25 protein-coding genes and 5 pseudogenes are annotated in these 23,668 nt (G+C 58.3%); 9 read left to right on the forward strand and 21 right to left on the reverse strand.

The window, feature by feature from the left end:
- Positions 1 to 14: 14 nt before the first annotated feature.
- The 7 genes and pseudogenes from MU521_RS19360 to MU521_RS21890 form a co-directional block, all read right to left on the reverse strand.
- A complete protein-coding gene (locus tag MU521_RS19360) occupies positions 15 to 1,241 on the reverse strand; it encodes a tyrosine-type recombinase/integrase (RefSeq protein ID WP_092695064.1) in 1,227 nt (408 codons plus the stop codon).
- 450 nt (positions 1,242 to 1,691) lie between these two features.
- Positions 1,692 to 3,368 (reverse strand): annotated as a pseudogene (locus tag MU521_RS19365) (transposase).
- A gap of 210 nt (positions 3,369 to 3,578) precedes the next feature.
- Positions 3,579 to 4,540: pseudogene (locus tag MU521_RS21715) on the reverse strand (DHH family phosphoesterase).
- A 174-nt stretch (positions 4,541 to 4,714) separates the two neighbouring features.
- A complete protein-coding gene (locus MU521_RS19380; RefSeq protein WP_092695066.1) occupies positions 4,715 to 6,451 on the reverse strand; it encodes a cbb3-type cytochrome c oxidase subunit I in 1,737 nt (578 codons plus the stop codon).
- Positions 6,452 to 6,549: 98 nt separating this feature from the next.
- Positions 6,550 to 7,437: a sulfurtransferase gene (locus tag MU521_RS19385; protein ID WP_092695068.1), complete on the reverse strand. Its 888-nt coding sequence runs from the start codon at positions 7,435 to 7,437 to the stop codon at positions 6,550 to 6,552.
- 97 nt (positions 7,438 to 7,534) lie between these two features.
- Positions 7,535 to 8,260, reverse strand: a complete 726-nt coding sequence (locus tag MU521_RS19390) for a helix-turn-helix domain-containing protein (RefSeq protein WP_092695070.1) — start codon at positions 8,258 to 8,260, stop codon at positions 7,535 to 7,537.
- A gap of 417 nt (positions 8,261 to 8,677) precedes the next feature.
- Positions 8,678 to 8,866, reverse strand: a pseudogene (locus tag MU521_RS21890) (hypothetical protein); the annotation flags it as partial.
- A gap of 266 nt (positions 8,867 to 9,132) precedes the next feature.
- On the opposite strand from MU521_RS21890, the gene MU521_RS19400 reads away from it, so the two are divergent.
- The 5 genes from MU521_RS19400 to MU521_RS19420 all read left to right on the forward strand — a co-directional run bounded on the left by MU521_RS19400 (position 9,133) and on the right by MU521_RS19420 (position 13,049).
- Complete coding sequence (locus MU521_RS19400; RefSeq protein WP_092695072.1) at positions 9,133 to 10,554, forward strand: cytochrome ubiquinol oxidase subunit I; 1,422 nt, start codon at positions 9,133 to 9,135, stop codon at positions 10,552 to 10,554.
- Complete coding sequence (gene cydB, locus MU521_RS19405) at positions 10,547 to 11,548, forward strand: cytochrome d ubiquinol oxidase subunit II (protein WP_092695074.1); 1,002 nt, start codon at positions 10,547 to 10,549, stop codon at positions 11,546 to 11,548. The genes MU521_RS19400 and cydB overlap by 8 nt, the downstream gene beginning before the upstream one ends.
- Positions 11,548 to 11,772 (forward strand): hypothetical protein, encoded by a 225-nt coding sequence (locus MU521_RS19410; protein ID WP_092695076.1) that lies wholly within the window; start codon positions 11,548 to 11,550, stop codon positions 11,770 to 11,772. Before cydB ends, MU521_RS19410 begins: the two co-directional genes overlap by 1 nt.
- A 281-nt stretch (positions 11,773 to 12,053) precedes the next feature.
- Positions 12,054 to 12,632: a peroxidase-related enzyme gene (locus tag MU521_RS19415; RefSeq protein ID WP_092695078.1), complete on the forward strand. Its 579-nt coding sequence runs from the start codon at positions 12,054 to 12,056 to the stop codon at positions 12,630 to 12,632.
- A 186-nt stretch (positions 12,633 to 12,818) separates the two neighbouring features.
- Positions 12,819 to 13,049, forward strand: a complete 231-nt coding sequence (locus tag MU521_RS19420) for a hypothetical protein (protein ID WP_175452933.1) — start codon at positions 12,819 to 12,821, stop codon at positions 13,047 to 13,049.
- Positions 13,050 to 13,143: 94 nt separating this feature from the next.
- Here the strand turns inward: MU521_RS19420 and MU521_RS19425 are convergent.
- The 3 genes and pseudogenes from MU521_RS19425 to MU521_RS19435 form a co-directional block, all read right to left on the reverse strand.
- A pseudogene (locus MU521_RS19425) lies at positions 13,144 to 14,185 on the reverse strand (sulfite exporter TauE/SafE family protein).
- A gap of 2 nt (positions 14,186 to 14,187) precedes the next feature.
- Positions 14,188 to 14,337 carry a DUF7512 family protein gene (locus MU521_RS19430; protein WP_175452939.1) on the reverse strand — a complete coding sequence of 50 codons (150 nt, stop codon included), beginning with the start codon at positions 14,335 to 14,337 and terminating at the stop codon, positions 14,188 to 14,190.
- A 21-nt stretch (positions 14,338 to 14,358) separates the two neighbouring features.
- Positions 14,359 to 14,727, reverse strand: a pseudogene (locus MU521_RS19435) (MBL fold metallo-hydrolase); the annotation flags it as partial.
- Between MU521_RS19435 and MU521_RS19440 the strand changes: the two are divergent.
- Entirely contained in the window at positions 14,678 to 15,250 is a 573-nt protein-coding gene (locus MU521_RS19440; protein WP_217630193.1) for a cytochrome d ubiquinol oxidase subunit II, read from the forward strand. The pseudogene MU521_RS19435 and the gene MU521_RS19440 sit on opposite strands and share 50 nt — an antisense overlap.
- Positions 15,251 to 15,257: 7 nt before the next feature.
- Here MU521_RS19440 and MU521_RS19445 read toward each other — a convergent pair whose 3' ends face one another.
- The 4 genes from MU521_RS19445 to MU521_RS19460 all read right to left on the reverse strand — a co-directional run bounded on the left by MU521_RS19445 (position 15,258) and on the right by MU521_RS19460 (position 17,331).
- On the reverse strand, positions 15,258 to 15,455 hold the full coding sequence (locus MU521_RS19445; RefSeq protein WP_092695085.1) for a DUF8073 family membrane protein: 198 nt from the start codon (positions 15,453 to 15,455) through the stop codon (positions 15,258 to 15,260).
- A gap of 134 nt (positions 15,456 to 15,589) precedes the next feature.
- Positions 15,590 to 15,790, reverse strand: a complete 201-nt coding sequence (locus tag MU521_RS19450; protein WP_092695087.1) for a hypothetical protein — start codon at positions 15,788 to 15,790, stop codon at positions 15,590 to 15,592.
- A 169-nt stretch (positions 15,791 to 15,959) separates the two neighbouring features.
- Positions 15,960 to 16,733: a ZIP family metal transporter gene (locus MU521_RS19455; RefSeq protein WP_092695107.1), complete on the reverse strand. Its 774-nt coding sequence runs from the start codon at positions 16,731 to 16,733 to the stop codon at positions 15,960 to 15,962.
- Positions 16,734 to 17,121: 388 nt separating this feature from the next.
- A complete protein-coding gene (locus tag MU521_RS19460; protein ID WP_217630195.1) occupies positions 17,122 to 17,331 on the reverse strand; it encodes a hypothetical protein in 210 nt (69 codons plus the stop codon).
- Between the two features lie 265 nt (positions 17,332 to 17,596).
- Here MU521_RS19460 and MU521_RS19465 point away from each other — a divergent pair, with 265 nt between their 5' ends.
- Positions 17,597 to 18,007: a DUF7475 family protein gene (locus MU521_RS19465; protein ID WP_092695091.1), complete on the forward strand. Its 411-nt coding sequence runs from the start codon at positions 17,597 to 17,599 to the stop codon at positions 18,005 to 18,007.
- 74 nt (positions 18,008 to 18,081) lie between these two features.
- On the opposite strand, the gene MU521_RS21895 is transcribed toward MU521_RS19465, so the two are convergent.
- The 4 genes from MU521_RS21895 to dps are packed head-to-tail and all read right to left on the reverse strand — an operon-like array spanning position 18,082 to position 19,838.
- A complete protein-coding gene (locus MU521_RS21895) occupies positions 18,082 to 18,231 on the reverse strand; it encodes a DUF7563 family protein (protein WP_432613038.1) in 150 nt (49 codons plus the stop codon).
- A gap of 22 nt (positions 18,232 to 18,253) precedes the next feature.
- On the reverse strand, positions 18,254 to 18,739 hold the full coding sequence (locus MU521_RS19470; RefSeq protein ID WP_092695093.1) for a thiol-disulfide oxidoreductase DCC family protein: 486 nt from the start codon (positions 18,737 to 18,739) through the stop codon (positions 18,254 to 18,256).
- A gap of 7 nt (positions 18,740 to 18,746) precedes the next feature.
- Positions 18,747 to 19,130 carry a 2Fe-2S iron-sulfur cluster-binding protein gene (locus MU521_RS19475; protein ID WP_092695095.1) on the reverse strand — a complete coding sequence of 128 codons (384 nt, stop codon included), beginning with the start codon at positions 19,128 to 19,130 and terminating at the stop codon, positions 18,747 to 18,749.
- A gap of 48 nt (positions 19,131 to 19,178) precedes the next feature.
- Positions 19,179 to 19,838 carry a DNA protection during starvation protein gene (gene dps, locus MU521_RS19480; protein WP_092665038.1) on the reverse strand — a complete coding sequence of 220 codons (660 nt, stop codon included), beginning with the start codon at positions 19,836 to 19,838 and terminating at the stop codon, positions 19,179 to 19,181.
- Between the two features lie 128 nt (positions 19,839 to 19,966).
- Between dps and MU521_RS19485 the strand changes: the two genes are divergently transcribed.
- A complete protein-coding gene (locus MU521_RS19485) occupies positions 19,967 to 20,716 on the forward strand; it encodes a helix-turn-helix domain-containing protein (RefSeq protein ID WP_092695109.1) in 750 nt (249 codons plus the stop codon).
- A 437-nt stretch (positions 20,717 to 21,153) separates the two neighbouring features.
- Here MU521_RS19485 and MU521_RS19490 read toward each other — a convergent pair whose 3' ends face one another.
- On the reverse strand, positions 21,154 to 21,858 hold the full coding sequence (locus MU521_RS19490) for a type 1 glutamine amidotransferase (protein WP_092695097.1): 705 nt from the start codon (positions 21,856 to 21,858) through the stop codon (positions 21,154 to 21,156).
- A gap of 176 nt (positions 21,859 to 22,034) precedes the next feature.
- On the opposite strand from MU521_RS19490, the gene MU521_RS19495 reads away from it, so the two are divergent.
- Positions 22,035 to 22,259 carry a YgaP family membrane protein gene (locus MU521_RS19495; protein ID WP_092695099.1) on the forward strand — a complete coding sequence of 75 codons (225 nt, stop codon included), beginning with the start codon at positions 22,035 to 22,037 and terminating at the stop codon, positions 22,257 to 22,259.
- A gap of 51 nt (positions 22,260 to 22,310) precedes the next feature.
- Here the strand turns inward: MU521_RS19495 and MU521_RS19500 are convergent, their stop codons facing one another.
- Positions 22,311 to 22,679, reverse strand: coding sequence for a hypothetical protein (locus MU521_RS19500; RefSeq protein ID WP_139171189.1), 369 nt, complete (start codon positions 22,677 to 22,679; stop codon positions 22,311 to 22,313).
- A 44-nt stretch (positions 22,680 to 22,723) separates the two neighbouring features.
- Positions 22,724 to 23,506 (reverse strand): glycosyltransferase family 2 protein, encoded by a 783-nt coding sequence (locus tag MU521_RS19505; RefSeq protein ID WP_175452940.1) that lies wholly within the window; start codon positions 23,504 to 23,506, stop codon positions 22,724 to 22,726.
- Between the last annotated feature and the right edge of the window lie 162 nt (positions 23,507 to 23,668).

Raw genomic sequence — 23,668 nt, forward strand, 5'->3', positions numbered from 1 at the left:
GTGATGGAACAGATCTATCCGTCGATTTCATTGAGCGCTTCAGTCGCGACGTCGCCGAGTTCGCCGGCTTCGATATGTGAATACCGCTCTCGGACCATTTCTTCGGAGTTATCGAGATACCGGGCGGCGACGGTGTACCCGAACGATCGAACCAGGACCTCGCCCATTCCACGCCGTCCCCCGTGGGGTGCGAGATACTGGTGCCGGGGATGGTCAACGTCGACGCCGGCGTCGTTGGTGAGTCGTTGGAGGATCGACCGCGCCCCGTCGGTCGTGATCGACTGGGGCCGAATATCCTCTTCGAGCGCGAGCAGGAGGTCGCGGACGAACTCATCGCGACGGTCTTCGATTGCAGCTGGCTGGTGGCCACGATCTGCGAGTTCTTCCTGGACGAGTGTGCCGAGCGTCCGTTGATCGAACGTGGGAAAGACTGGCCACCGGTCGGTTGGGGGCTTCAGCATCTTCCGATACTGTTTGAGGGGGTGGATGACGGGGTCGGGAAGACTGGCAGTGTCCCACTGCTGTTTCTTCCGGTAGACGTCCATGCCTCCGTCTTCGAGATTGAGGTCTTCCCATCGGACCCCGCGTCGACGTGGATCATCCGGATCTCGAAGAAGTTCTCCCACCCGGACAGCCGTGTACGCGATGAGGAACACGAGCGCCCGATCCCGTGTCGCTTTCAGTGCCCTGTAGCGCGCTCGCTGTTTGTCTACCGCCGCCGTGTCCACCGACGGTGTTTTCTCGTAGGACTCGATAGCCTCACGCGCTTGCTGATCGACGTGGCGGGTGAGTTCGTGGCGCTGTTCGGGTGTCCAGGCCTGCTGGTCGCCGGGTTTGCGACCGTCGTCTTCGGGCAGTGGAGCGGTCGCACTCGCTCGCTGGGCGTAGTGGGACTGTAGATACCCCTCGTTGACGCACCATCCGCACCACGCCGAGATGTAGGCATAGTAGGTCTGGACCGTGTTCTGCTTGAGTCCGCGGTCACTGGCGAGATGTCGTGCATACTCGCGGAACGCACTTTCGTCAAGGTCCTCGAATGCGGGTTCTCGGTCGACGTCGTCGGGGACGATCCCGGTCCAGTCGTCGCCACGGTCGCCGGCGGCCCACTCTGCGAACCGGTGAAGCTCCCGCTCGGCGTTACGGCGGTAGTTTCCGCCGTCTCCCCCGCGGCCTTTGCCTTTGTCCTGGAGGTAGCGATCGAAGGAACTGGCGAGTGGGGTCGGATCGTCCTGCTCAGACATTGAGGAACTCACCTCTGCTGCCCCCGTGTGTTGCCCGATTTCTCGGGGGAGAGGGAATCTGCTGTGTGAATTGTGGCATTCGTGCTTACCGGAGGACGTCGGGACACTTCAAAGTGGTCGTGATTACTCGGCTAATCACGACCAACTACACCTCCGCCAAAATCCCACGAATTCCCTACAGAGACCCCCCACAGCACTAGGAAAACACGGAGATTGTGGGGTCATAAACCACATACCGCTATATCGAATGCCAGCCGGATGGAAGTTGAGACTACAGCAGGTATAGCAGGTCTGTAATGCGTGTTTTTGGCCGAGTCGGAGTACGGAAACTGACTCAGATTGCTCTCCAGACAGCCAATTCTGTTGAACTTCCAACCATATACGCGAATTTCAGCGACTTTCGACAGCGTAGCCACTCAGACGCCGGGCTACAACGGGGAGAAGCCGTCGCTATCCAATTCCCGTTTCCTTCTTCAACAGCGTTAGCGTATTGTCGGCTGTTACAATCGGTGAATGCTCGTATTCACCGGTCAACTGTACCTGCACGAGTAAATCGACCGCCCGCCAGATCGAGTACAGGAGACACGCGAACGCGAAATAGAAGAATCGCAGTCCAAAATGCTTCGAGGTCGTCGCACCCATAAACCGCTTGATGGACTTGTAGCCACTCTCAATCTCCCATCTGTACCCGTACTCGGTAAGAAGGCCACTCTTCCGATTCGTCATGAACACCGAGTACTGCCGATGATCGGTGTGTTCGGAATCCTCCTTCCGGCGATAGATGAGCGTCGTTGAATGCCACTCGTTGTCACCGAGATGCAATTTCCGATCAGTCTCGTAGCGGTCCTTTCCCTTCTTGAGGAGCCGTTTCGCCTGGGCTTTCTCACTGGTCTGCATTCGCTTCGGGACGACATAGGACAGCCCGCGTTGACTCAGCATCTCCACGATATGCTGGCTGTCGAACTCCCGATCCATTAGCACGTTATCGACGTGGACAGCCGCTTCAGCCGAGTCCAGGAGGTCCTCGACGATCTCCTTACGCGTATCGCCTTTCCGGACTGGGCGCGCATCTAAGACGATGGGGACGGCATTCCCGACCAGTTGGACTGTCGCCCACTGGTAGGCGTACTCGTCCGTTTTCTCCTTCGTCCCGATAATCTCGTCTTCGTGGCCGGCTCGATCGCCCGTGAAGGGATCGCCCTCGGTGATGTCGATCGCGACGATGCCGGCTCGGAAGAACTCCTCAGTCTCTGCGACACGATGCAAGAGTCGGCCGACTGCCTGTCGATACATCTCCCGCATCTGTTCGATGGAGAGGTCGCGTACATGCTCACGATGGGCGTGGCCGAGCGGTGTCCGTTCCCGACTGGACTCGTGGATGAAGCTCCGAGCGCCTTCGTTGGCGGCCAAGTTTTCTCGAAGCCCGAGATAGGTCTGGAGATCCCAGTAGGCATTCTCGTGGATCTCACACCCCTCGCCTCGGTCCAGTGAGAACGCGGGGAACGCAACATCACTGACCCGCTCAGTGACTCTCTTGGCCTCGTCTAACACTGTTTGATCGTCAGGATCTGATTCTGTATTCTCGCCACCTTGTCTGCGGCTCTGTCGGTCTGGTTCACGCGGAACAGAGACACCCGCATTTTGGGCTTTGATGAGAATTGTTCGCGCTGCTGTCTGGACGGTGTCTTGGAGTTCGGCCGTGAACCGATGGTGCCAGCTGCGCCACAGGGTGGATTGGTTCGGCATCGAGTCCAGCCCGATCTGTTCGCAGAAATCAGGGTGCTGGGTGAGGTATTCGACGAGGGCAGTCTCGTGATCCCAGCCATGGCATTCTTTCAGCAGGAACAGGCGAAACAGCGTCTCCATCTCGTAGCTTGTCGAACCTGCATACCGGTCGTGGGCATCAAACTGGACGTATGCGAGGGGCACTGCGTGGACGACTGGTTCGACGGCCTCGTGATCGTCATGCTGGAACCATGTCTCCGCAACAAGCCGAACGTCCGATTCCAGCGCTGGGAGGGATGAGCGATCGAACAGCAGGCCCGACTCGTATGTGGGCTACTCAGCATAGGATCGCTGGGCGATCTGCCGGAAGATGGTGCGGCGAGACTCACGTGTCAGAGCCACGGCGGGATGGTGGTGACGACACACTCAAGTAGTCGTCCAACTGCTCAGCGCAGAGGTTGTAGTCAGCATTACAGCTATTTTTCACGTCGAAACCGCTGAGCGATCCGCTCACCACACGTGTGTGGATTGAGTTATCAAGCAAAACATGGTGAGGTCTGGAGTTGGATAATAACTGTCCATATCGAATGACCGTTCGTGTTACTCTTCTATCTATTCGGACAGATTGAGTTCCGCGAACAGGCGTGTAGTAATGATTTGTCCGACGATATCAAGCAACTGTGCATCGTCGGACGTGTAGTCAGCAAAGAGACCGAGCGGGATTTCACCGCCCGCGACGTCCTGATGGCCACCGCCACTCCCGACATCATCGAACGCCTCATCCAGTACATTGCGTCGTTGACGAGTCCAAACACGATGGCGGTCTGAACGCCCTCGAGTCTCACCAGATAATCGACGGCCTGTGGGAGCGCATCTCGTTCGGTCGTCCGGCCAACGTGAGAGATGAGTACCGCTCCGTTTATAATTCGATTGTCAATCGCGGTCGAGATCGCGTCGAGGGTTCCCCCAGACACTGACGGCGAGGAAAGCTGGCGGACCATCTCTTGATCCGCGTACTCGTGAAGATACCCCGACGCATCCTACTCCTCAGATGTCGCCCCGCGGAGGAAGTCGAGGGTGTCCGAACGGATAGCAAACAGGAGTGCTGTCGCGAGATCCGTATCCAGATCAATGTCGAGGGTGCGCACGTACTCTGTAAGGATCGTCGCAGCTGCTCCTAGTTCCTCACGATGATCGACGAACCGAGCGTCGATATCCTCGGCAGGATGGTGGTCGATCACGATATCGACGGCCGTGTCCGGGGGAACTGTGTTGTTCTCGCCCGGGATGGAATGATCAACGAGTGCAAGTAACGAGTCCGGCTGACGGTTCTGGACGGTCGCCGAATCGAAGGATTGGAGGTCAATGTCAAGGAGATTGACGAACGCTCGGTTTTGTTGGTGGGAAATCTCGCCACTGTAGAGGATCTGCTGTTCGTCGATGCCAGCCGGAGCCGCGATCCGACCCAATGCGAGTGCGCTCGCGAGACAATCCGGGTCGGGGTTATTGTGGCAAACGATGTTGAGATCGCTGCCCCCCTCGAGAAGGTCATCTAGCTGTTGTGGCTGACTCATACACTCATATCTACAATCTCTGTACAGTTACAGTACAGGATAGATCAAGAAAGTGTGTTGTATAGCAGTCATACAGGGGAGGTCGAGTACAAGATACCACTCACTACGACCTGCTCACTTCTCAAACTCCCTCAACTAGACAGTGTCACTGCCATGGATTGGTCGTTTGAATTATTATTTACAGTATTCGTCCGATTCTTCGCCCCCGTCAGCCAACGCGGTCTCGCGTTTTTGTTCGAACCACGCCCATTCTGCTGTTCGGAGTCCATCTTCTTTGAGATTCCATGGATCAGCATCCGGTACTCGCGGGCCTTCGAGCCACGAGGTGACCATATTATAGAACCAAATGAGTTGGGCAACCGTGATGATAACTGCCCCCAGCGTGGCTGCTTGATGGAGAGCCGTGAGTACGTCGACCGGGCCCACTGTGAGGTTGTAACTTGCGTATCGGCGGGGCATTCCCAGATACCCCATCAGAAGCATTGCGAAGAACGTGATATTCACGCCCAGCATACTCAACCAGAAGTGCCACTTTGCGAGGGTCTGCTGGTACATTCGCCCTGAGACGAGCGGGAACCAGTAGTATATCGCGGCGAAGACCGCGAAGACAGTTCCGCCCATGAGGAAGTAATGGAAGTGCCCGACGACGTAATAGGTGTCGTGGAGAATGAGGTCGACCGGGATCGATGCGAGGAAGACGCCCGTCACTCCTCCAATAATCAGATTCGACACGAACCCGATGCAGAACAGCATCGGCGTCGTGAGGCGAATCCGTCCGTTCCACATCGTTGTAATCCAGTTGAACGTTTTCACGGCTGTTGGTATTGCAATTGCGAGGGAGACAGCCATGAACGATGCCCGGAGCCTGGGATCGATTCCGCTCGCAAACATATGGTGTGCCCAGACACCAAACGAGAGGACGCCGATTGCGAGCGTCGAGTAAACCACATATTTGAACCCGAACAGTTGTCGGCCTGAGAACCGTGGCATAATCAGACTCACGAACCCCATCGCTGGGAGAATGAGAATATAGACCTCTGGGTGGCCCCAGAACCAGAAGAGATGTTGCCAGAGGATGGGCCCACCGCCGTCGACGGTGAAGAACATCGTGCCAAAGTTACGATCGAGGAGTAACATAATCAGTGCACTCCCGAGGAGTGGGAAGGCGAACAGTATCAAGCCGGATTGTACGAGTACGGTCCACGAGAAAATATCGAGGTTTGCCCACGAAACGTTCTCGCCCCGTTCGGTGAAGATCGTCGCGATGAAATTGATTGCTCCCATCGTGACGCTGATTCCCGAGAGGTGTAGCCCCAAGAGCATGAGGTCGACAGCTGGACTCGGCATTTGAATCGAGAGCGGAGCATACATCGTCCACGAAGTTTGAGAAGCTGGAATTGCAGGGATGAAGAAGCCCGCATACACGAGTAATGCGGATGGCGGGAGGAGCCAAAATGCAATTGCGTTGATGCGAGGGAACGCCATGTCGTCAGCTCCGATCAACAGCGGGATGAAGTAGTTTGAGAAGGCTGCCAAAATTGGAGTCCCGAACAGAATTAGCATCGAGAGCCCATGGCTCGTCATCAGTGCATTGTAAAACGACGCAGAGATAAGATCCTGTGCGGGCGTAAGCAGCTCGAAGCGCATAATTAGCACTGTGAACCCCGCCCAGCCGAAAATGGCGACGGAGTAGACGCCATAGAGAATTCCGATGTCCTTGTGGTCGACTGTAGTCAACCAGCGGACAATCCCGAACGGCTTCTCTTGGTGTGCCGTTCCCGTTTCACTGCTTGCTCCACCGCTCCCGAGCGGCGAGTAGGAACTCCACTTCTCCATCCGTGCGAGCCAAGCAGCGACGAGGACGAGAAACACGCCCATCACGACCGTTAACAGGACCTGGGTCGTAGCCATACTCGGACTCCCGGCCCGAATTCACCTATATTTTGAATTGGCGCACGACAACGGGATTTCAACTCGTTCTCGTTCCAATCGAGAATACGCAGTACCCCCTAGTTCTCGTCTTTTTTCTCGAGTTTCTGCTCGGCGTACCGGCCCCGCTGGATCGGTGCGCCGACGGTGTTCCCCCACTCGACCCACGAGCCGTAGTAGTGCTGCACCTGGTCAAGACCGAGCAATTCGTGTAGCGCAACCCATGCAAGAGCCGAGCGTTCACCGATCCGACAGTACACTATTGCTTCCTCGTCTGAGTCAGTTACCGGCTCGTATACGTCCTGGAGTTCACTAGGTGATTTGAACCGTCCATCTGCTGAAACGGCCCGACTCCATGGGATGTTAATAGCTCCAGGAATGTGACCGCCACGCTGTACCCCCTCGTTCCATCCCGGTGGTGCGAGGACTTCACCACGGTACTCCTCCGGGGAACGGACATCCACGATCGACACGCCGCTATCGATCGCGTCTTGGACGACTTCCCTATCGACACGAATCTCGTCGTTCACACCGGTTACCGTATAGGTCCGTTCAGATACGCATGGCTGCTCTGTACTCACCTGGCGCGATTTGTTGGTCCAGTAATCCCGCCCACCATCGACGAGTCTGACATCATCGTGCCCATAATATTTCAACAACCAATAGGCGTACGCAGCGAACCAGTTCATCATGTCACCGTACAATAGAACGGTCGTCTCTGGAGTCACGCCGTATGACTCGAGTAATGATTCAAACTCGGCTTTCGTTGGAACGTCAAAGGTCTCGGGGTCTTGTAACTCGGCGTTCCAGTCGAGGTTAACTGCACCAGGAATGTGCCCGTCGGCATACACCTCAGTATCGACGCTGACCTCGAACAGCTGTAGAGCCGGGTCATCGTCTCGAATATCGTCAAGCCGGTTCGAAACCCACTCGGAAGAGACGAGAATGTCGTTTGCGTACGCCGCCATCTTGATTACAGATTTTTTCTGAACGCGTTTTAACTTCGTGTTGTAGTCCGCCAACTACCGTGATTCCAACTCACCGAATACACACGATGCTTTGTTGTCACTCTTCGACTGTCTCCCCGATGTACCCACGAGCCAGTTTCGCTTCGGCTTGTCTGAGGCGGTAGGAGAGCGTTGACCGGGGCATATCCAGTTGCTCGGCGAGGTCGTCAAGCTTGATCTGTCGGGGGGTCTCGTAATATCCGTTTTTAATCGCCGCCTTCAGCGCTGCTCGTTGTGATGCAGGAAGCGACACCGCAGCAAGCGTGTCCTGTTGCCAGCCCTCCGCATCCCGTAAGTGGCCCATCCGAAAGGTGAGCTGTGAACGCAGTGCCGCTCCGAGCGAGTCGTACAGCATCCCGACTTTTTCGTCCGAGCGCATCAAAATGCGCCAGTCGTGCCGATCTTCTTGGCGGTGTGTTTCGAATATCAAGCCCGGCGGCAGATACCGCCCTGCAAGCGTGTGTACCGATTCACAGCCACTGATTCCTTCGAGATACGTGTACAACACGCGTTCGTTGTTCGTACGCTTGAGGACATCGTGGTGCCGCGTTGCTGAACAGTCTGTCTCCGTTATCGACTCGCCACAGATCGAATCGTCGAGACGGAGTTCCTCGATACGATTGAGCGCCGTTGTCGGGCCGGTGATGCGCTCGACGCGCCAGAAGTGATCTTCGGTGACACACCCGTCGAGGGAGTGGGCGATGACGTCCGGATACTCGATAAACACGTCCATCACCGGATCCGCATTCATCTCGTATTCTATGCCGAAGGTCAATTCGCGCATTATGATGCTCCTCGATTCGCAGTTGGGGAGAAAGACGAATGGCCTGTGGAGAACACGGTACGCCCCGACAGAATATCGCAATTTCCGAATCGGAGAGGCTGGGAACTCGTGCCGGGCATACTCGTAGCTAAGATGTTCGGCATAAAAATATTGTCGTCCGCCAAACACAGTTCTACAGATGTCCTTTATCGCATATGAGGATATCCAATCGAACCACTGACAATCGGATGAAGTTACTCTTCTATCATTTCTTGCAGCCATACCTTGGCAGTCGCGTATTCGGATCCACCAGAATAATCTCTTTAGCCGTAGTGCTGATCCATCCGAGACGCTCGCGAACGACCGCGGAATCGTCTGACTCCTAGGCCGTGAGGTGAAGTACCTCGGAGTCAAGCCCCGAGGCTTCACTGTCTTGGGTCAGCACTGCGCCTGCAGGTGAATTACGTTCTTCCGATCACGTACCTCGACGAGCGTCTGAGCGTCGACGAGGCTTAGCTGCTCGCAGGTGCCCTTTGTCTCGCCGTGGATCCACTCTTCGGCTGGAACGACCCGCACCGTCACGCCGAGGTCGTCAGCGGCGACAGTCAACTGTTCGACGAGTTCGCCGACGATGCTAGCTATTTCTTCAGTAGAGGCAGCCTGATCATCTGTCGGCTCTGATACTTTTTGAATCCCCTGAGATATCTCTTCGATGCCGGTCGCAATTTTTTGTGCAGTTCGTCAATTTTTCGACAGATCTAAATATTAGTTCTGAAGCGATAAAATATGTTCGGGTATTTTATGGAGTCGCGAACAGCGGAATTGAATAAGCACACGCAAAACGTAGATCAGGCTCCAAACTAGCGAGGGCAGTCCCGTCGCCCCCCACATCCATGTTCGATCCAGTCATCGCCAGTCGACTCCAGTTCGCGCTCACGACGATCGTTCACATCATCTTCCCGGTGATGAGCATGGGGCTCGCGCCCTTCCTCGTCTATTTCACCTGGAAAGAGATCCGCAGTGAGAAGCCAATCTACGAGCAACTCCGTCGGTTCTGGACGAAGATATTCGCCATCAGCTTCGTCGTCGGGACGGTTACAGGGATCGTCCTCGAATTCGAATTCGGGACGAACTTCGCAGCGTTCTCGACGGTGGCCGGCGAACTGTTCGGCGGGCCCCTCGCCCTGGAGGGGATGATGGCGTTCATGCTGGAGGCGACCTTTCTGGGGGTGTTTGTGTTTGGCCGGGATCGAGTCGGGGACAAACTCTACTTCGTCTCGGCGGTCGCCGTCGGGCTCGGGACTTGGCTGTCGGCGGTGTGGATCCTGATCGCCAACTCTTGGATGCAGACCCCGCGGGGCTTCGAGATGATCGAGAAGGGCGGCCGGGAGATCGTCACGCTGACCGATCCGATGGCGGCCTACCTCAACCCGCGGTTCCCGTATATGTTCGTCCATATGCAGAACGCGGCCGTGCTGTCGGTCGCGCTGTTCATGGCTGGACTGGGAGCGTACTTTGTCTTCCGACACCACGTCTGGGAGTATCCCATCGAGAACGTCGACTTCTGGGAGGCGACGCTGAAGATCGCGCTGGTGGCGCTGGTGATCACTGCGCCCCTGCAGGCGATCCACGGCGATATGTACGCCCGGCACGTCTACGAAACCCAGCCCCAGAAGTTCGCCGCGATGGAGGCCGTCTGGGAGACCGACTCCTACGTCCCCGAGTACATCGTCGCCTTCCCGACCAGCCTTGAGGACCTGACCGACCCGAAGGCCAAGGAGATATTCGGCATCGGTATCCCCGGCGGCGCGTCGTGGCTGGCCAGCGGGGGTGATCCACAGGCCACTATCGTCGGCTTGAACGAATATGGGGAGGCCCCGCCCGTCGCCATCGTGTTCTGGTCGTTCCGGTTGATGGTGGCGCTTGGCTTCTGGTTCATCCTGCTGGGGTTCTGGGGCGTCTACCGCTGGTGGCGGGGCGAACTGCTGGAGGACGACCTGCTGCACAAGTCGCTGATGCTCTCGACACTGCTCGGGATCGTCGCCGTCGAACTCGGGTGGATCGTCACCGAGGTCGGCCGCCAGCCGTGGGTGATCCAGGGCGTCCTCAAGACCACCGACGGCGTCTCGCAGGGGCTCACCGGAGCCGAAGCGACGACGACTCTCCTCGGATTCGCCGTCGTATATCTCGGGCTGCTCGCGCTGTACACCTACGTCGTCGTCCGGATAATCCGGAGCGGGCCGCCCAGCGGCGAGGAGTTGCGCGTCGTCGAGCGCGAGGATCCGTCGGCCGAGGGGGTGGCCGGCGATGATTGAGCCGCTGTCGCTGGCCGCCGATCCCCTCTTCGGCCTGCCGCTCGCGGAGCTGTGGTTCGGGCTGATATTCTTCATCCTCGGGACCTTCCTCTTCCTCGACGGGTTCGACTTCGGCGTCGGCGCGCTGTTTGCCACCCGCGAGGACGACGCGGAGCGCGAGCAACTGCTCGCGGCTATCGGCCCGTTCTGGGACGGCAACGAGGTGTGGCTAGTCGTCTTCGGCGGGGCGCTGTTCGCCGCGTTTCCCTCGATCTACGCCGCCCTGTTCAGCCGGCACTATCTCCTGATGTTCGGCATCCTCGGCGCGCTGATCCTGCGCGGACTGGCCCCGGAGATGTACGAGCAACGCCACGACGAGACCTGGCAGCGGTGGTGGGGTCGCTCGTTCGTCGTCGGGAGCCTTGCGGCCCCGTTCCTGCTCGGGGTGTTCGTCGCCAACTGGGCACTGGGTGCGACGGGCACGCTGACTATATCCGGAATCGTCGTCGGGTTCGCGGTCGTCGCGCTCACGGTCGTCGACGGGGCGGCGTTCCTCCGGCTCAAGACCCGCGGCGACCTGCGGGCCGACCTGCGCCGGGATAGCCTCTACGCACTGGCCGGGTACCTCGTGCTGGTCGTGGCCGCGCTGGCGACGATCTACGCGACCGTCCCAACGGTCCGAGGCGCCCTGCTCTCGCCGGTCGCGCTCGCGCTCGTTGGCCTGACGCTCGTCCTCGCGGGCGGGTACGCGCTCGCGACCGTCCGTGACCGCTACTACGCGGCATTCGTGGCGGCCGCGGGCATGGTGTTCGCGCTGGTCGCGGTCGTCGCGCGGCTGACCTACCCCTACGTCGACCGCGCGGCCGGGGCGACGGTCTCGGAGGCAATCGTCTCGACGCTCCCGCTGAACCTCATGTCCGTCGGCGCGGCCGTGTTGCTCCCGCTGATATTCGTCTACTTTGCGGTGCTGTACTCTACGTTTAGCGGCGAAATCGAAGCGGGGGAGTCCTACTGATGGCCGACGCGAAACTCGGGTCCCGTGTGCTCGTCACCTGGCTCGAACTGACGCTGGCCGGGACCGCCGGAGCCGCCGTCGGGACGACGCTCGGCGGTCCGCCCGGCTTCATCGTCTACCTGTTCACGACGCTGGTCTCGGTCGGCATCCTCTTCTACAATGTCGACGCGCTACTGACGGCGAAAATGGGAACCGCACGCGACGAGGGGGACGAGAATTATTAATATACAGGGCGCGCAGGCCAAGTGCCTCAGGGCTTGACCCCAAGCGGTTCACAAAAGATGCCAGTTTTGATATCCTCCACAGCCTGAAGGCCGCAGAGGATGTCAATCTGTGACATAGTCAGTTCAGTAGTCAAAGCTGTACTTCTCTCTACTCGCACTACTACGATATCCCCGCTTGTAGCAGCTTAGCTACCAATAGCACGGCAAAAATCACTATGCTGTGGCATTTAATGTTTGTAAAATTATAAAACATACAAGTTCTGTAGAGGCAACATTGGTATATGGAAGACGACATCGAGGCGATGACGCGGTTCGAAGTGCCCAATATCAACGACCTGCCCGAGGATATGCAGGAACGCATCGAGGAGGAATCCGAGCGCGCGGGATTCACGCCGAACGTCTTCCTCGCGATGGCCTACCGCCCGCGACAGGCACAGGCCTTTTTCGACTACCACGACGCTCTGCTGGAGGAAACGGCTCTGGAACGCGAGGAGATCGAGATGTTGATCGTCACAGTCTCGGGCGTCAACGACTGCCTGTACTGCATCGTCGCCCACGGTGCGCTTTGCCGGATCTATGCTGACGACCCCTACTTGGCAGAACAACTGACTGCGAACCACCGGACAGCCAACATCAACGATGCCCACCGCGCCATGCTCGATTTCGCCGTCAAACTCACCGAAGAACCCGAGCGGATCGAGGATGCGGACCTCCAGCGACTCCGTGATCACGGATTCAGCCAAGAAGCGATCTGGGACATCGGCAACGTTGTGTCCTTCTACAACCTCTCTAACCGGATGGCCCACCTCGCGGATATGCGACCTAACCCAGAGTTCTACGACTTGGGCCGCAGTCAGTAATATTTCACCGGCGTCGCTTTTTGTTGTCACCCACCTAACTATAGTTCGCCAATCGTTAACAAAAGAATAGGATTGGGTGGATTGGGCTCCATCGTGAATTCTTCTCTTACTAAAGTTTTGATTGAAAAATCATAATTCTGGAAGTCAGGCCAACAATTTAAGTTGTAACTTCCTATGACAGATGCAATGGTACTGAAACAGGCGGATCTGCAGTCGAAACTCGAAGAGAAGGGAGAGTTGATGCTCGCGGTGTCGGAATTCGATGAACCGTTAGAGATGCATCTCCACGACACGGAAATTGAAGACGGAACTGTCCGAATCCAGTTGACAGACGGTGTCCTCACGTTTGATGTGGATGAGATTGTTGCAGTGTGGCACCACACGCATTCACTTGCTGACTTTGGACTCGAGGACTAGTCGCATCAGCTCGAGGTACGAACAGCGGCGGTGGTAGCACCCCCGCTACACGCTTTCAGCAACCTGCTTTACAGCGGAGAGAGGTGCCCCCCGGTTAGTCTGCAGCTGCGTTCGTCGTGGGACGCGCTTCGTCGCGAAGTTCGCGGACGGCGCTGTAGGAGACGGCTCCGCTGACCAGGAGCGCTGCGCCGAGGATGATCGCGAGGCTCACCGTGTCGAGGACCAGCATCTCGATCGCGTTGTCAATCTCGCGAATCGCCACTGCGACGGCACCCAGCAGGAGCATGACGCCGAAGTAGACCTTGATGTCTTCCTCCTCGACGAGGCTCGTCGCGGCTGCGCCGAGGCGCGCGCCGAGTGCGCTCCCGGCCAGCAGCGGCACGACGATGCTCAGGTCGACCGCGCCCGACTGGGCGTAGAGGAAGGAGCCGATCCCGCCCGAGAAGACGATCTCGAACAGGTCGGTCCGGACCGCGACCGGCACCGGGACACCGATCAGGTAAAACAGCGCGGGCATTCGGATGAACCGCCACCGACGCCCAGGAAGCCCGATAACAGGCCCGTGGCGAATGCGACGGCCAGAATCATCCACAGCGAGACGGTGAATCCGCCTCGCAGCGACATCATGGGCGGGATGGGGTAGGACTGGATCTTCTGTGCGACGTCAGAGATGTCCGCGTCCTCGAGATCGGCGTCCTCGTCGACGTCGTGTTCGAGGCCGCCGCTGTCGTCGTCGCCACCTTTCAGCGCTTCACGGGTGACGAACGCACCGATACCACCGAGCAGGAGGACGTAGGCGACGCTAACGACCGAGCCGGCCAGCCCGATGTGCTGGAGGTACTCCAGCCCAATCTTGCCGACCTCGATCCCCGCAGTGGTGCCGGCGATCATCAACACGCCGAGTTTGTAGTCGGCCTGCCCGAGGTCAGGTGTTTCAGCGTCGCGATCACCGACGTCCCGAAGACGAACGCCAGGCCGGACCCGACCGCGACGTTGGGCTCGTATCCCATCACCAGGAGCGCCGGCGTCACCAGGAACGACCCACCCATCCCAAAGAACCCGAACAAGATCCCGATCAGCAGGCCGAACCCGGTGAACGTTTCGAGGAGGGCGACACTTATACCGAACAGTTCCATCGTCATTCATCTCGCAGCAGGCCAACGACATACTCACCGAACGCCTGTTCGAGCGCACCGTATCCAACGTAGAGGACGAGCGCCTCGATCAACACGATGCCGATGAAGGCGGCTGCCTGCGGGTTTCCGGACAGGGAGTCGAGTCCAAACATGATGGGTGAGTGAGAATATTTTCAGTCGTCAGCGACGGCGCTCTCGGATGTGGCGGCACACCGGTTCGGGCCGAGTTCGAGTTCGGTCTCCTCGTCTTCGGGCTGGTACTCGCCGGCGTTGGTCGCAATGACCTGTTCGTAGTTCGGCGGCTTCGACGGGAGGTTGTCGAACATATGCTCGACGAACTCGTCTTCGGCCATCCGGAGGATTCCGTTGTTCTCCCAGATGTAGCCGACAGTCGAGAACATCGGCTGCCCGGGCGTCACGTCGATGTACTCCCCGTCGTCGGTGACTGAGAAGTGCCCGGGCAAGATCTTCACGTCGTTGGGCTCGGTCATGATGACCTTGTGGAGCGTCTCGTACTGGACGCGCGCGGCGTCGCGGGCGTCGCCCTCCAGCGTCCTCGTCGGCCTCGCCGTCGTCGCACTCACCGTCGTCGACGGTGCCGCCTACCTCGGACTGAAAACGCGCGGCGACGTTCGACTCGAGACCCAGCCGCTTGGCCACCTGGCACAGCTCGCCTACTTGGTCCTGGCGGTCGCCGCGCTGGTCGTCGGCAGTCGCTCGGCGTCTCACATCACGTTCCGCTCGCTGCCGACCCTGGGTCTGGTGGGACTGACGGTCCTCCTGGCCGGCATCCACGTCCTCGCCGGCCGGGCCGACCGACACTACCTCGCGTTCGCGGCGGTCGCGGCCCAGGTGTACGGCCTCGTGGCGCTCGTCGCGACGCTGCTGTACCCACAGATCGACCCCGCGACCGGTCTCAACGTCGAGGCGGCAATCGTGTCGACGCTCCCGCTGAACCTCTCGACAATCGGCGCGGGGTTGCTCATGCCGCTCGTCGTGTCCTACTTCGTCGTGCTGTACTCGGCGTTCAGCGGTCCGGTCGAGGACGAGGAGTCCTACGCGTAGGGTCGCCCTACGCGTCGTGCCACTTCCGGTAGAACCCGAGGCTGAAAAGTAACAAGACCAGACCGATCCCCAGATCGCGGAGGAACGAGCCCAGATCGCCGGTACGCAGTAGCTGGAGCAGGCCGACGCCGATCAGGAAAGCGATGACGACGCCCGAAAGGACCAGCATCCACGTCGCCACGTCGGCAGACGCGGTCTCAGGCACGGACAGTCACCTCCAGATCGCGGCAGCGAGCGGTATCGTCGCTCCCGAGTTCCCACTGGGAGCGGACTGTCGCCGGCGTATCGTCTCGCTCGAACATAGGTATCCAACGGGACAGACGCTGAGAAACGTGTCGATCAGTGCGTCGCAGCTTCGGGCGAGAGGCCGATGCCGGTCAGCAACACGCCGGCAGCGACAAGCAGCCCCAGTCCGAGTGCCGTGACGACATCGCCGAGGCTGAGCATCCAGACCGCTGCGGTCAGGCTCACGAGGACGAGTAGCGCCCCAGCCACGAACAGGGGCGTGTCGATCCGGTCGAACGTGTCTGTCGATTTCATACGTTGACTCACAAGCAACAGTACGCGTCGTCGACTCAAAAGGGGTCGCCAGCGTGCGATTATTGACCGTTGTAGCCGCACCTTCGAAGATACCGGAAATAATTTCGAGGTCGGGGCATTCCGGCGGTGTCGGCACGTTCCGTCGGACTGGCGGGCTACTTCGGCAGGGTCACACTACCAGCGACCAGGCCAGGACGACCGCCGCGCCCCCGAGGACGGCGCTCAGGGCGGCGTGTCGGCGGAGTCGGTCCTGGAACTGGTGGAGGTCGCCGTCGTGGGCCGCGGCGTCGACCGGGCACGTCTCACTGCCGGTGGTACACTCTGGCAGTAGATCGACGGCGACGTGGAGGAACACGCCGGCCGCGACGCCAAACAGGAGCCCGCGCAGTTCGCTCTCTGGCGAGAAGCCCACGATACCGACGGGCAATGCTACGAGGCCGACCGCCGCCGCCGGCAACAGAAGTGGAAAGACGGACCGGCCACGGTCGGCAAGACGGCGAGCCGCCGCGTACCCCGCTGGTGCCTTGTGGGAAATCAGAGCGATTCCGAGAATCGAGGTGAGCGACGGCATCGCCGTGTAGATCGCGCCGATGATGGCACCGGCCGAGAGCGCGTGGACCGTCAGCTCCGTCGCTGTGTGGTCGACGGGGAGGTCCAGGTGCGTGAACCTGTGGCCGATTGTGTGGCCGACGTACCCGCCGAGGAAGCCGGCCGCGATGCCTAGACTACCGAGGCGACCGTGCTGGCCGAGCGCCTGGGGCACCAGAAAGAGTGCGGCGCTTGTCACCATCGCACCACTGGCGAGGCCGTACCCCCAGACCGGTTCTAGGGGATGACTGCTGCGCACCGCCCGCGCCCCGAGCGGTACACCCACCGCCATCGCCGCGAACGCCGTCCACGAGATGGCTACCAGTTTCCAGTTGACGCCCGTAACCATCGCCACTGCCGACAGGATGACGAGCGCCACCACGCCGACCGCGCCGACGATCCACTCCCGATCGTTCACTGTTCGGTTCCCCACGCTCGAGTGTCGAGTGTTCTCTGTCATTATTGTGTTTTAATAACTATATTGTATTAGTTAATAAGGATTCCGGGTATTACCCTGAACCGGGAACGGATCGCTGATAGCTCCGAACGCCGATCGCGAAAGAGTGTCAGACAGGACCGGTTCGACGGGACAGTTACGTCAGCGGTTGAACCGGCAGCGCAGTAGTGAACTGCCGATGCAGTGTGTGAAGAACACTGGATAGTCGAACCAGATTTGCGGAGTTGGCAAATCGCCAGTCCACGTTTTTTTTATAATTGAGCCAGGCGTATTATTCTCGAGCCCATCAGTCGGTCTTGGTAACAGTTATCAACGCAGTTGGAACAATAATCGCGATCGTCAATATCGCCCCGCTAATGACTGCGAAGGGAGCAACCGTGTTCACGGGGTATCTTAATAGACTAACCGCTACCCAGTCAACGACGCCCAAAATAATTGTATAGGCGATAGCTGCGAGCAGTACTACGACAACAAAAGCACTGACGACGACGCCCATGAGGGGCGGCGACGAACCGTCAGAGGTCGAATCAGCATTCATAGCCCTTTGTTCCCGTAATATAGTGGGTATTTCACACATTTAAACAGACCGAAGCTCAAGAAAGGTACTGATGTGGCTTCTCCGTCTCACAGACATACGGAAAATCAATCCCGAACCGCCGGTTTTCTGCTGGGAAATGGCGGCCATATATAATGGCAAGGTCATTATTGGATGACGAGAATTGTGGTCTTCATTCATTACTATTCTGGCATACTTGATTTATGTGACCGCTCAATCGACCACAGAGCGCGATGGATCGTATTTCAACCTGCCAGCAGACCCGGTCGGATATCTTGCGATTCTCGCGGCGTTGGTGACGGGCGTAATCCATCTCCTGTTAGGACCACGCGTGATGGGGTTCAGTCAACTGTTGGGAATCCTGTTTATTCTGAACGGGCTCGGGTTCCTCGGTGGGATCGCACTGTACGTCACATCGTACTGGCGTCGAGAACTGTATCTCGTAGCCGCCGGCTACGCCATTATCACGATTATCGCGCTATTTGCTTTCCAGGGCGTTAGCCTTGATGCATTCTACATGGGTGAGTCGCTTAATCCCATGGCTATCGGCTCGAAAGTTGCAGAACTCGTTGTCGCAGTCTGTGCTGGGTATCTGTACACCCAATCTACCTCCTGACTACAGGTATTGCCGTCTGAATCCTCTCGAAGCCCCGGTGAGAACGGTACTGTGACTGGATGGAAATGCCGCTCTCAGTGCTCGGGCCGTCGCTCACGTGTTACTTCACCGATCCCAGCATTCGCGGAACAACTGGGACAGGCATACACACGTCCGGTTTCGTCACCGAACACTCGCGCAAACTGCTCGGAAACGTGTTCGTCACAGGTTTCACAGACTGGCATATCCTGTATCCTCCAGGGCTATTTAGTGGGATCCTCCAGTCCTGTGGGTCCGTCGAGCGTTCGCTGCGAGCGTCTGATACTCGGCAGCAGCAGCGGCATGGAGCGAACGCGTCCCGTCGAGATCGGCTGGCTCCCGCTTCGCACCGGCGACGCCCCGCACCGCGTTACCGACGCGCTCGAAGTTGTCCGCGACGATATCCTGGACGAGCGTCGGGACCCCCGCACGGTCACACAGTTCGCCTGCAGCGGCCGGGCCGATCCACAGCCGGCCCGCTCTTCCGTCGACAAGTATCAGCGCGAACGGCGGATTGTCGAACTGGGCCGCGAGGAGTTGCTGTGCAGCGTCGTTGTTCCACTCGATGACGCCAACTTCGGGGAGTTGCCGGAGTGCCGTCGCTGCTGCCGAACAGAACGGACACTCCCCATCGAAAATGAGGACTGCCTCGTAGGCTGGCTCTGCGTGATCTGTGTCGACCGTTTCAGTCGACTGTGTATCATTCGTACTCATGATCTGTCTACGAGTCCAGTTTCGAGTTGCCGGGTGGCCTGTCGTTGGCCGCTCTGAACTCCAGAAAGTCGTCGTACTGGTCAACGACGACGGTCGTGTCGGTTCGTGGCTTCGCAGTGCAGGGCAGGACGTAGCCGGCCTCGTCGTCCTCGTCGTAGTACCGACGCGCGTTCGGGTGGGCAACGTCGCCGTCGACGAGGCGGGCGGCACAGGTGGTACACCAGCCCTGCTGGCAGTCGGCTGGCAGCCACACACCCGCCGAACGCGCGGCCGCGAGGATCGTCTCGTCTGCGCCAACTTCGAGGTCGTAGGTCTCACCGGCTTCGTCCAGCGACGAGTCCTCGGGAACGACGATCGTGACGGTCCACGTTTCGTTCGACGATTGTGTCATGACAGGGGAATAGGGGAAGGTGGGGGTTGGGAGCGCCGACGACCGGGATCAGGCCGAGTCGTTGAACCGGTTGTTCGTCGAGTAAGGCGCGTCGCCCGGTTCGCCGCGGGCGAAGTGGCCGGCCGGGTTGATCTCGTCGTCCCGTTCCTTGCTCAGCAGCTCGATGAACCAGGCCTCGTGGTCCATCTCCTCGTTGAGGATCCGCTGAGCCATGTCGTAGGTGCGCGGGTCGGCACCGCGAGTCATGTCACAGATCTCGCTCCAGGTCCGGATAGCACACCGCTCCGCCTCCAGCAGCACCTCCAGAATGTCCTCGACCGCCAGATCGGACGTGTCGAACCCGCCGCTGTCGTCCATCGGCGTCGGTACTTCGGCGTCCGGACAGGACGCGCGATCTGCGAAGTCACGGATGTCGTTCGGGAGCGATCCCTCCAGCTCGTAGATCCGGGGCACGACCAGCTCGAAGTGGGCCCGGTCTTCGAGGCGGGCGTCCTCGGTGATCTCCTTGTAGTCTTCCTCGCCGGCGAGGTGCATCCGGAGGTTCGTGTAGTAGTAGTACGTCGTGAACTCCGCCCCGATGGCGTCGATCAGCTTCTCGCGGAGTTCCTCGGGGTCGACACCACGCTCGCGAATCACTTCGGCCCCGACTCGTTTGCTCGTGTCGCCCGGTGCCACCGAACCGCTGCCGTGTTCTTTCTCGTCGGACATCGCATTCCGACGTACCCCGGGAGCAGCAATCAGCTTTTGTTTAGCAATAACCAACTATCTGTATCAGGTAGTTATTAGAGTCCAAATGCCGGTGTTTTTGTCTTAGAAGTGATTAGCTTTAGATGAAAATGAGTGGAGAAGGTGTGAGGGTCGACGAGACACGTGAGTTCGAGTTCGTCCTCCAGTTCGAGTCGGGGACCGACGAGCTGATGGACGTCTTCCGGCAGTACGAGAGTCTCTCACTGTGGTCGTCCGCGATTTTCGTGAACGACAATCATATGTGGCGACTCGATCACGCCAAGGGAACCGACGAAGCGCTGAGCGCGTTTGACGGGGTGTTTCTCGACGAGAGTCGGTGTAACGAGTGTTTCGACGTCGACACTTGTGATACGGCGCGCACGTATCAGGTCCTTGATCGTCAGGAGACGAGTCGAACGATCTACACTCTCCGTCGGGAGATCAAGAAATGTCACTCACTCCCACGTTTCGTTCTTGAACACGTCCAAGAGGGGACCGTGTTTGAGTCCCGCCGCGTCGGCGACGAGTACCGCTGGCGCGTTCTCTTTCCTGGGGACTATCCGATCGGTGATGTGTACGACACGATGGAATCCCATCTTCGTGATGGAGTATCACTCTCAGTGTCGCACATTACCAGTGCCGGCAACTGGAGCGCGACCGAGCGGATCGCCACGGACTTTTCGCCGGAGCACTGGCGAGTGTTGAATGCCGCAGTCGATCACGGCTACTACGAGCGGCCCCGAAAAGTCTCCGTCGCCGATCTGGCGTCAATACTCGACGAACCCCGTTCGACGGTCCAGTATCGGCTTCGGACTGCCGAAGACCGCATTGTGTCGCAGTTCGTTGCGCAGACACTCTAATGGGGGCAATCGAAGGGAGATGGCTCTATATGCGTTGAGACGACGGGTCCCGACCCCAACCACGTAGCAATCGTCCGGTTCTGACTCACCAAGATCGTTCCAGTGGTATCTAAGCTTTCATGTCGGTTCACGCGGAATCCCAACATCCGCATTCTGGGCTTCGCTCTTGGGTAGAGAATTGTTAGTGGAGAGTTGCCTGGTGATTATGTAAGAGCTGAACTACGCGATCAGTCGATCCAGAACTGGGGCGAAACTGGTTGAATGAGGAATCTCAGGTGACTCACCCGATGTACGAGATCGTCACCAACAATCTACGCCACATGAGCGCAAACGATAGTCGGCCCCATGACGGAGCAGAAATTGCCGAGAAGACAGACTATCAGCGACCGTTACAGTGTCGTGAAATTCGCACTTCGCGGTGGTGATTCTCTGTAAACTCAGCGTGTGGGCTGACGCTGGTGATCCGCCACGGTAGCCACGAAGTTATCGAACACTTGTGTCACCACCTGGGCCGCGGCGACGCGCTCGTCGGTGATCGTTTCCCGAACCGACGCCTCCCGATCTGCAGACAGGGCCTTGTTGCCGATTACCCACTTGGCGGTTTCCCGGTCATACTCGGGATGAAACTGTACACCGTAGCTCGATGCCAGCCTGAACGCCTGGATCCCGTAGTCGTTTTTTGCCAGTTCAACGGCTCCGGACGGCAGTTCTGCCACACGGTCCGAGTGTGTCTGGAACGGAGTAAACGAGTCGGGAAGGTCTGCAAGCAGTTCACCGCCACCGCGTCGCTCGACGGTCCGATATCCCAGTTCGTACTCACCCATATCGACAACACGGCCACCCAGTGCCTGCGCGATGAACTGGTGGCCCCAGCAGATTCCCAGAACTGGAACGTCCGCTCGGTGCAGTGCTCGGAGCCACAATGTCAGTTCGTGAACCCATGCGTAGTCGTCGTACACTGCTGTCTGTGACCCACTTATTACCACACCGTCGTACGAGCAGTCACGCGTCATCGGCAACGGTGGACGAATGCCGTCACTGACCTTGTAAACCGCGGTCGGGGCGTCGATCTCCCGAGTGAGATTTCGCTCTGCCGGTGTGTCCCCGAGAGACGCGTCGAGTATCGCTATGTTCGTGCCCATTGTATGCACTTTTATCCCAATACTGTTCAGTAACACGATTCCTACAAAACTTCTGAGAGAGTTTTTCAACCCATTATAAGGATGGTCAGCGATCCGTGGCCGCCGAAGGTTGCCACCTATATTGGTTAAAATGTACAATCAGTACCTTTTTTGCGCTCTGGAACTATCGTATGACTATGGACACAAACGTTGGGTCGACGGACAAACTGGTGCGAATCGTTGTTGGCGCCATCGCGGGGCTGCTATCGGTCGGGACACTTGCTGGTGTTCTCCCGCTCTCGACAGTGCTCTCGCCTGTGTTGGGTTTGGGCGCAGTGATACTGCTCATGACGGGTATGACCGGCTTCTGTGGCCTCTATGCGCTGCTGGGGGTCGATACCTGCCCGGCGAACCCACAATAAGCTGGTCGGTCGTACCGTGTCGATCCGGATAAGGCGAGAATCGAGCCGGAACTAATTGTTTCTGAGGCTCCTCCCGTCCTCCAGATGCGCGAATTCGTCTTCGAGATCCGGTAAGAGCTGGGGTCCGACGAGTTCATCGACGTCCACATCAAGACACCCGAACTCATGTCCAGGGCATTTCTCTGTTCGATGATCGAAGACAAGTTCTGGCGACTCGACCGGCCCGACGGACCTGCCTCGGCGGTCGAGCGAGCGAAGAAATAAATCACTGCGGCCCCGTTCGGCCGGTCCATGAGCGACCGAGCGTGTGTCGGGCACACATACGTCCACGTCCTCGAGGATACGAGGGATGGCTGTGTCGTCTACACGCACTCCCAGTGCGACGGCCGTTGTGACGCCGTCCCACTCGGTCGGAGTCATACCAGGAAATGCCCGTTGTCGTGTTTGGACGGGCCTGTTGTAAGTCAATCGTCAACGTATGAGCTATCCATTTCGACTTCGGTGTCGGTTTGTTTCGGGGTAACGTGGAACTCTCTCGTTTCGTCCCCGAACAGATAATTCCAAACCGCGAGTGAAATCGGAATTGCCCACAGCATCGAATAAATAAGCTGACTGATTGGATTCGAGCTCAGGTAGAACTTCACTCGTTCGAGGCGGGACTCAAATTGCACGCCGTGTATTGTTGCCTGATACGTTTTCACAGAATAGTAGACCCAATTGAGGAGATTGACGATAGTGATGATCACCAGTGGCGGTGAATTATAAAGGTCGAAGCCCGCAAGCACAAACATGAAGTACAGAATTCCTGCTGGAACTCCGATGACGTTCACGACTGAAATAACCTGATTCGAGGCGCTATACGTCCAGAACCGAACTAGTTCACGGAAGTCAAAATCATCACTACCAAGATAGGAATATGGGCCTGCCGCCCAGCGACGCTTTTGACTGACCCAATCATTGAAATCGGCGGGGCAGATGTCCTGAATGTATCGGTCGATGATACCCAGCGAGTAGCCTGCTTCGTAGGCATCAATTCCCAGGGTGAGATCTTCGGTCGTTGCGTCGATCTGCCAATCGCCAATCTCCCAAAGATCTTCCACCGTGAGGAAGTATCCCTTCCCAAGCAGTTGATATGGACCCTTTGTTGTCTTTGTATAAATAGAGTTACACCAGGCGGCGATTCCCATCGCTTCTAGTCTCGGCAGCCAACCGCTGGTGTGATTCCGCACCGTCTGTTTGGCCTGCACGATGTCATACGTTTTAAGCCCACTAATCGCGAGCCCATCCGTCTTTAGCTAAGAGAGAAACCGCGTGACAGCAGCGGCTTATCGAGGCTACTTTTCGAGAGGAATGAGGAGGCGATAGCTGTGTCCAACAGAGCCTCCTCATCGAGAATCATGCGTCGGCTT

Source organism: Halorientalis regularis, from assembly GCF_023698535.1.
Taxonomy (GTDB): domain Archaea; phylum Halobacteriota; class Halobacteria; order Halobacteriales; family Haloarculaceae; genus Halorientalis; species Halorientalis regularis.

Excerpts from the sequence above, each read along its gene's own strand:
- MU521_RS19360 (WP_092695064.1), bottom strand. The coding sequence starts at position 1,241 with ATGTCTGAGCAGGACGATCCGACCCCACTCGCCAGTTCCTTCGATCGC.
- MU521_RS19380 (WP_092695066.1), bottom strand. The coding sequence starts at position 6,451 with ATGGCTACGACCCAGGTCCTGTTAACGGTCGTGATGGGCGTGTTTCTC.
- MU521_RS19385 (WP_092695068.1), bottom strand. The coding sequence starts at position 7,437 with ATGGCGGCGTACGCAAACGACATTCTCGTCTCTTCCGAGTGGGTTTCG.
- MU521_RS19390 (WP_092695070.1), bottom strand. The coding sequence starts at position 8,260 with ATGCGCGAATTGACCTTCGGCATAGAATACGAGATGAATGCGGATCCG.
- MU521_RS19400 (WP_092695072.1), top strand. The coding sequence starts at position 9,133 with ATGTTCGATCCAGTCATCGCCAGTCGACTCCAGTTCGCGCTCACGACG.
- cydB (WP_092695074.1), top strand. The coding sequence starts at position 10,547 with ATGATTGAGCCGCTGTCGCTGGCCGCCGATCCCCTCTTCGGCCTGCCG.
- MU521_RS19410 (WP_092695076.1), top strand. The coding sequence starts at position 11,548 with ATGGCCGACGCGAAACTCGGGTCCCGTGTGCTCGTCACCTGGCTCGAA.
- MU521_RS19415 (WP_092695078.1), top strand. The coding sequence starts at position 12,054 with ATGGAAGACGACATCGAGGCGATGACGCGGTTCGAAGTGCCCAATATC.
- MU521_RS19420 (WP_175452933.1), top strand. The coding sequence starts at position 12,819 with ATGGTACTGAAACAGGCGGATCTGCAGTCGAAACTCGAAGAGAAGGGA.
- MU521_RS19430 (WP_175452939.1), bottom strand. The coding sequence starts at position 14,337 with ATGTTTGGACTCGACTCCCTGTCCGGAAACCCGCAGGCAGCCGCCTTC.
- MU521_RS19440 (WP_217630193.1), top strand. The coding sequence starts at position 14,678 with ATGACCTTGTGGAGCGTCTCGTACTGGACGCGCGCGGCGTCGCGGGCG.
- MU521_RS19450 (WP_092695087.1), bottom strand. The coding sequence starts at position 15,790 with ATGAAATCGACAGACACGTTCGACCGGATCGACACGCCCCTGTTCGTG.
- MU521_RS19460 (WP_217630195.1), bottom strand. The coding sequence starts at position 17,331 with ATGGGCGTCGTCGTCAGTGCTTTTGTTGTCGTAGTACTGCTCGCAGCT.
- MU521_RS21895 (WP_432613038.1), bottom strand. The coding sequence starts at position 18,231 with ATGCCAGTCTGTGAAACCTGTGACGAACACGTTTCCGAGCAGTTTGCG.
- MU521_RS19470 (WP_092695093.1), bottom strand. The coding sequence starts at position 18,739 with ATGAGTACGAATGATACACAGTCGACTGAAACGGTCGACACAGATCAC.
- MU521_RS19475 (WP_092695095.1), bottom strand. The coding sequence starts at position 19,130 with ATGACACAATCGTCGAACGAAACGTGGACCGTCACGATCGTCGTTCCC.
- dps (WP_092665038.1), bottom strand. The coding sequence starts at position 19,838 with ATGTCCGACGAGAAAGAACACGGCAGCGGTTCGGTGGCACCGGGCGAC.
- MU521_RS19485 (WP_092695109.1), top strand. The coding sequence starts at position 19,967 with ATGAGTGGAGAAGGTGTGAGGGTCGACGAGACACGTGAGTTCGAGTTC.
- MU521_RS19490 (WP_092695097.1), bottom strand. The coding sequence starts at position 21,858 with ATGGGCACGAACATAGCGATACTCGACGCGTCTCTCGGGGACACACCG.
- MU521_RS19495 (WP_092695099.1), top strand. The coding sequence starts at position 22,035 with ATGGACACAAACGTTGGGTCGACGGACAAACTGGTGCGAATCGTTGTT.
- MU521_RS19500 (WP_139171189.1), bottom strand. The coding sequence starts at position 22,679 with ATGACTCCGACCGAGTGGGACGGCGTCACAACGGCCGTCGCACTGGGA.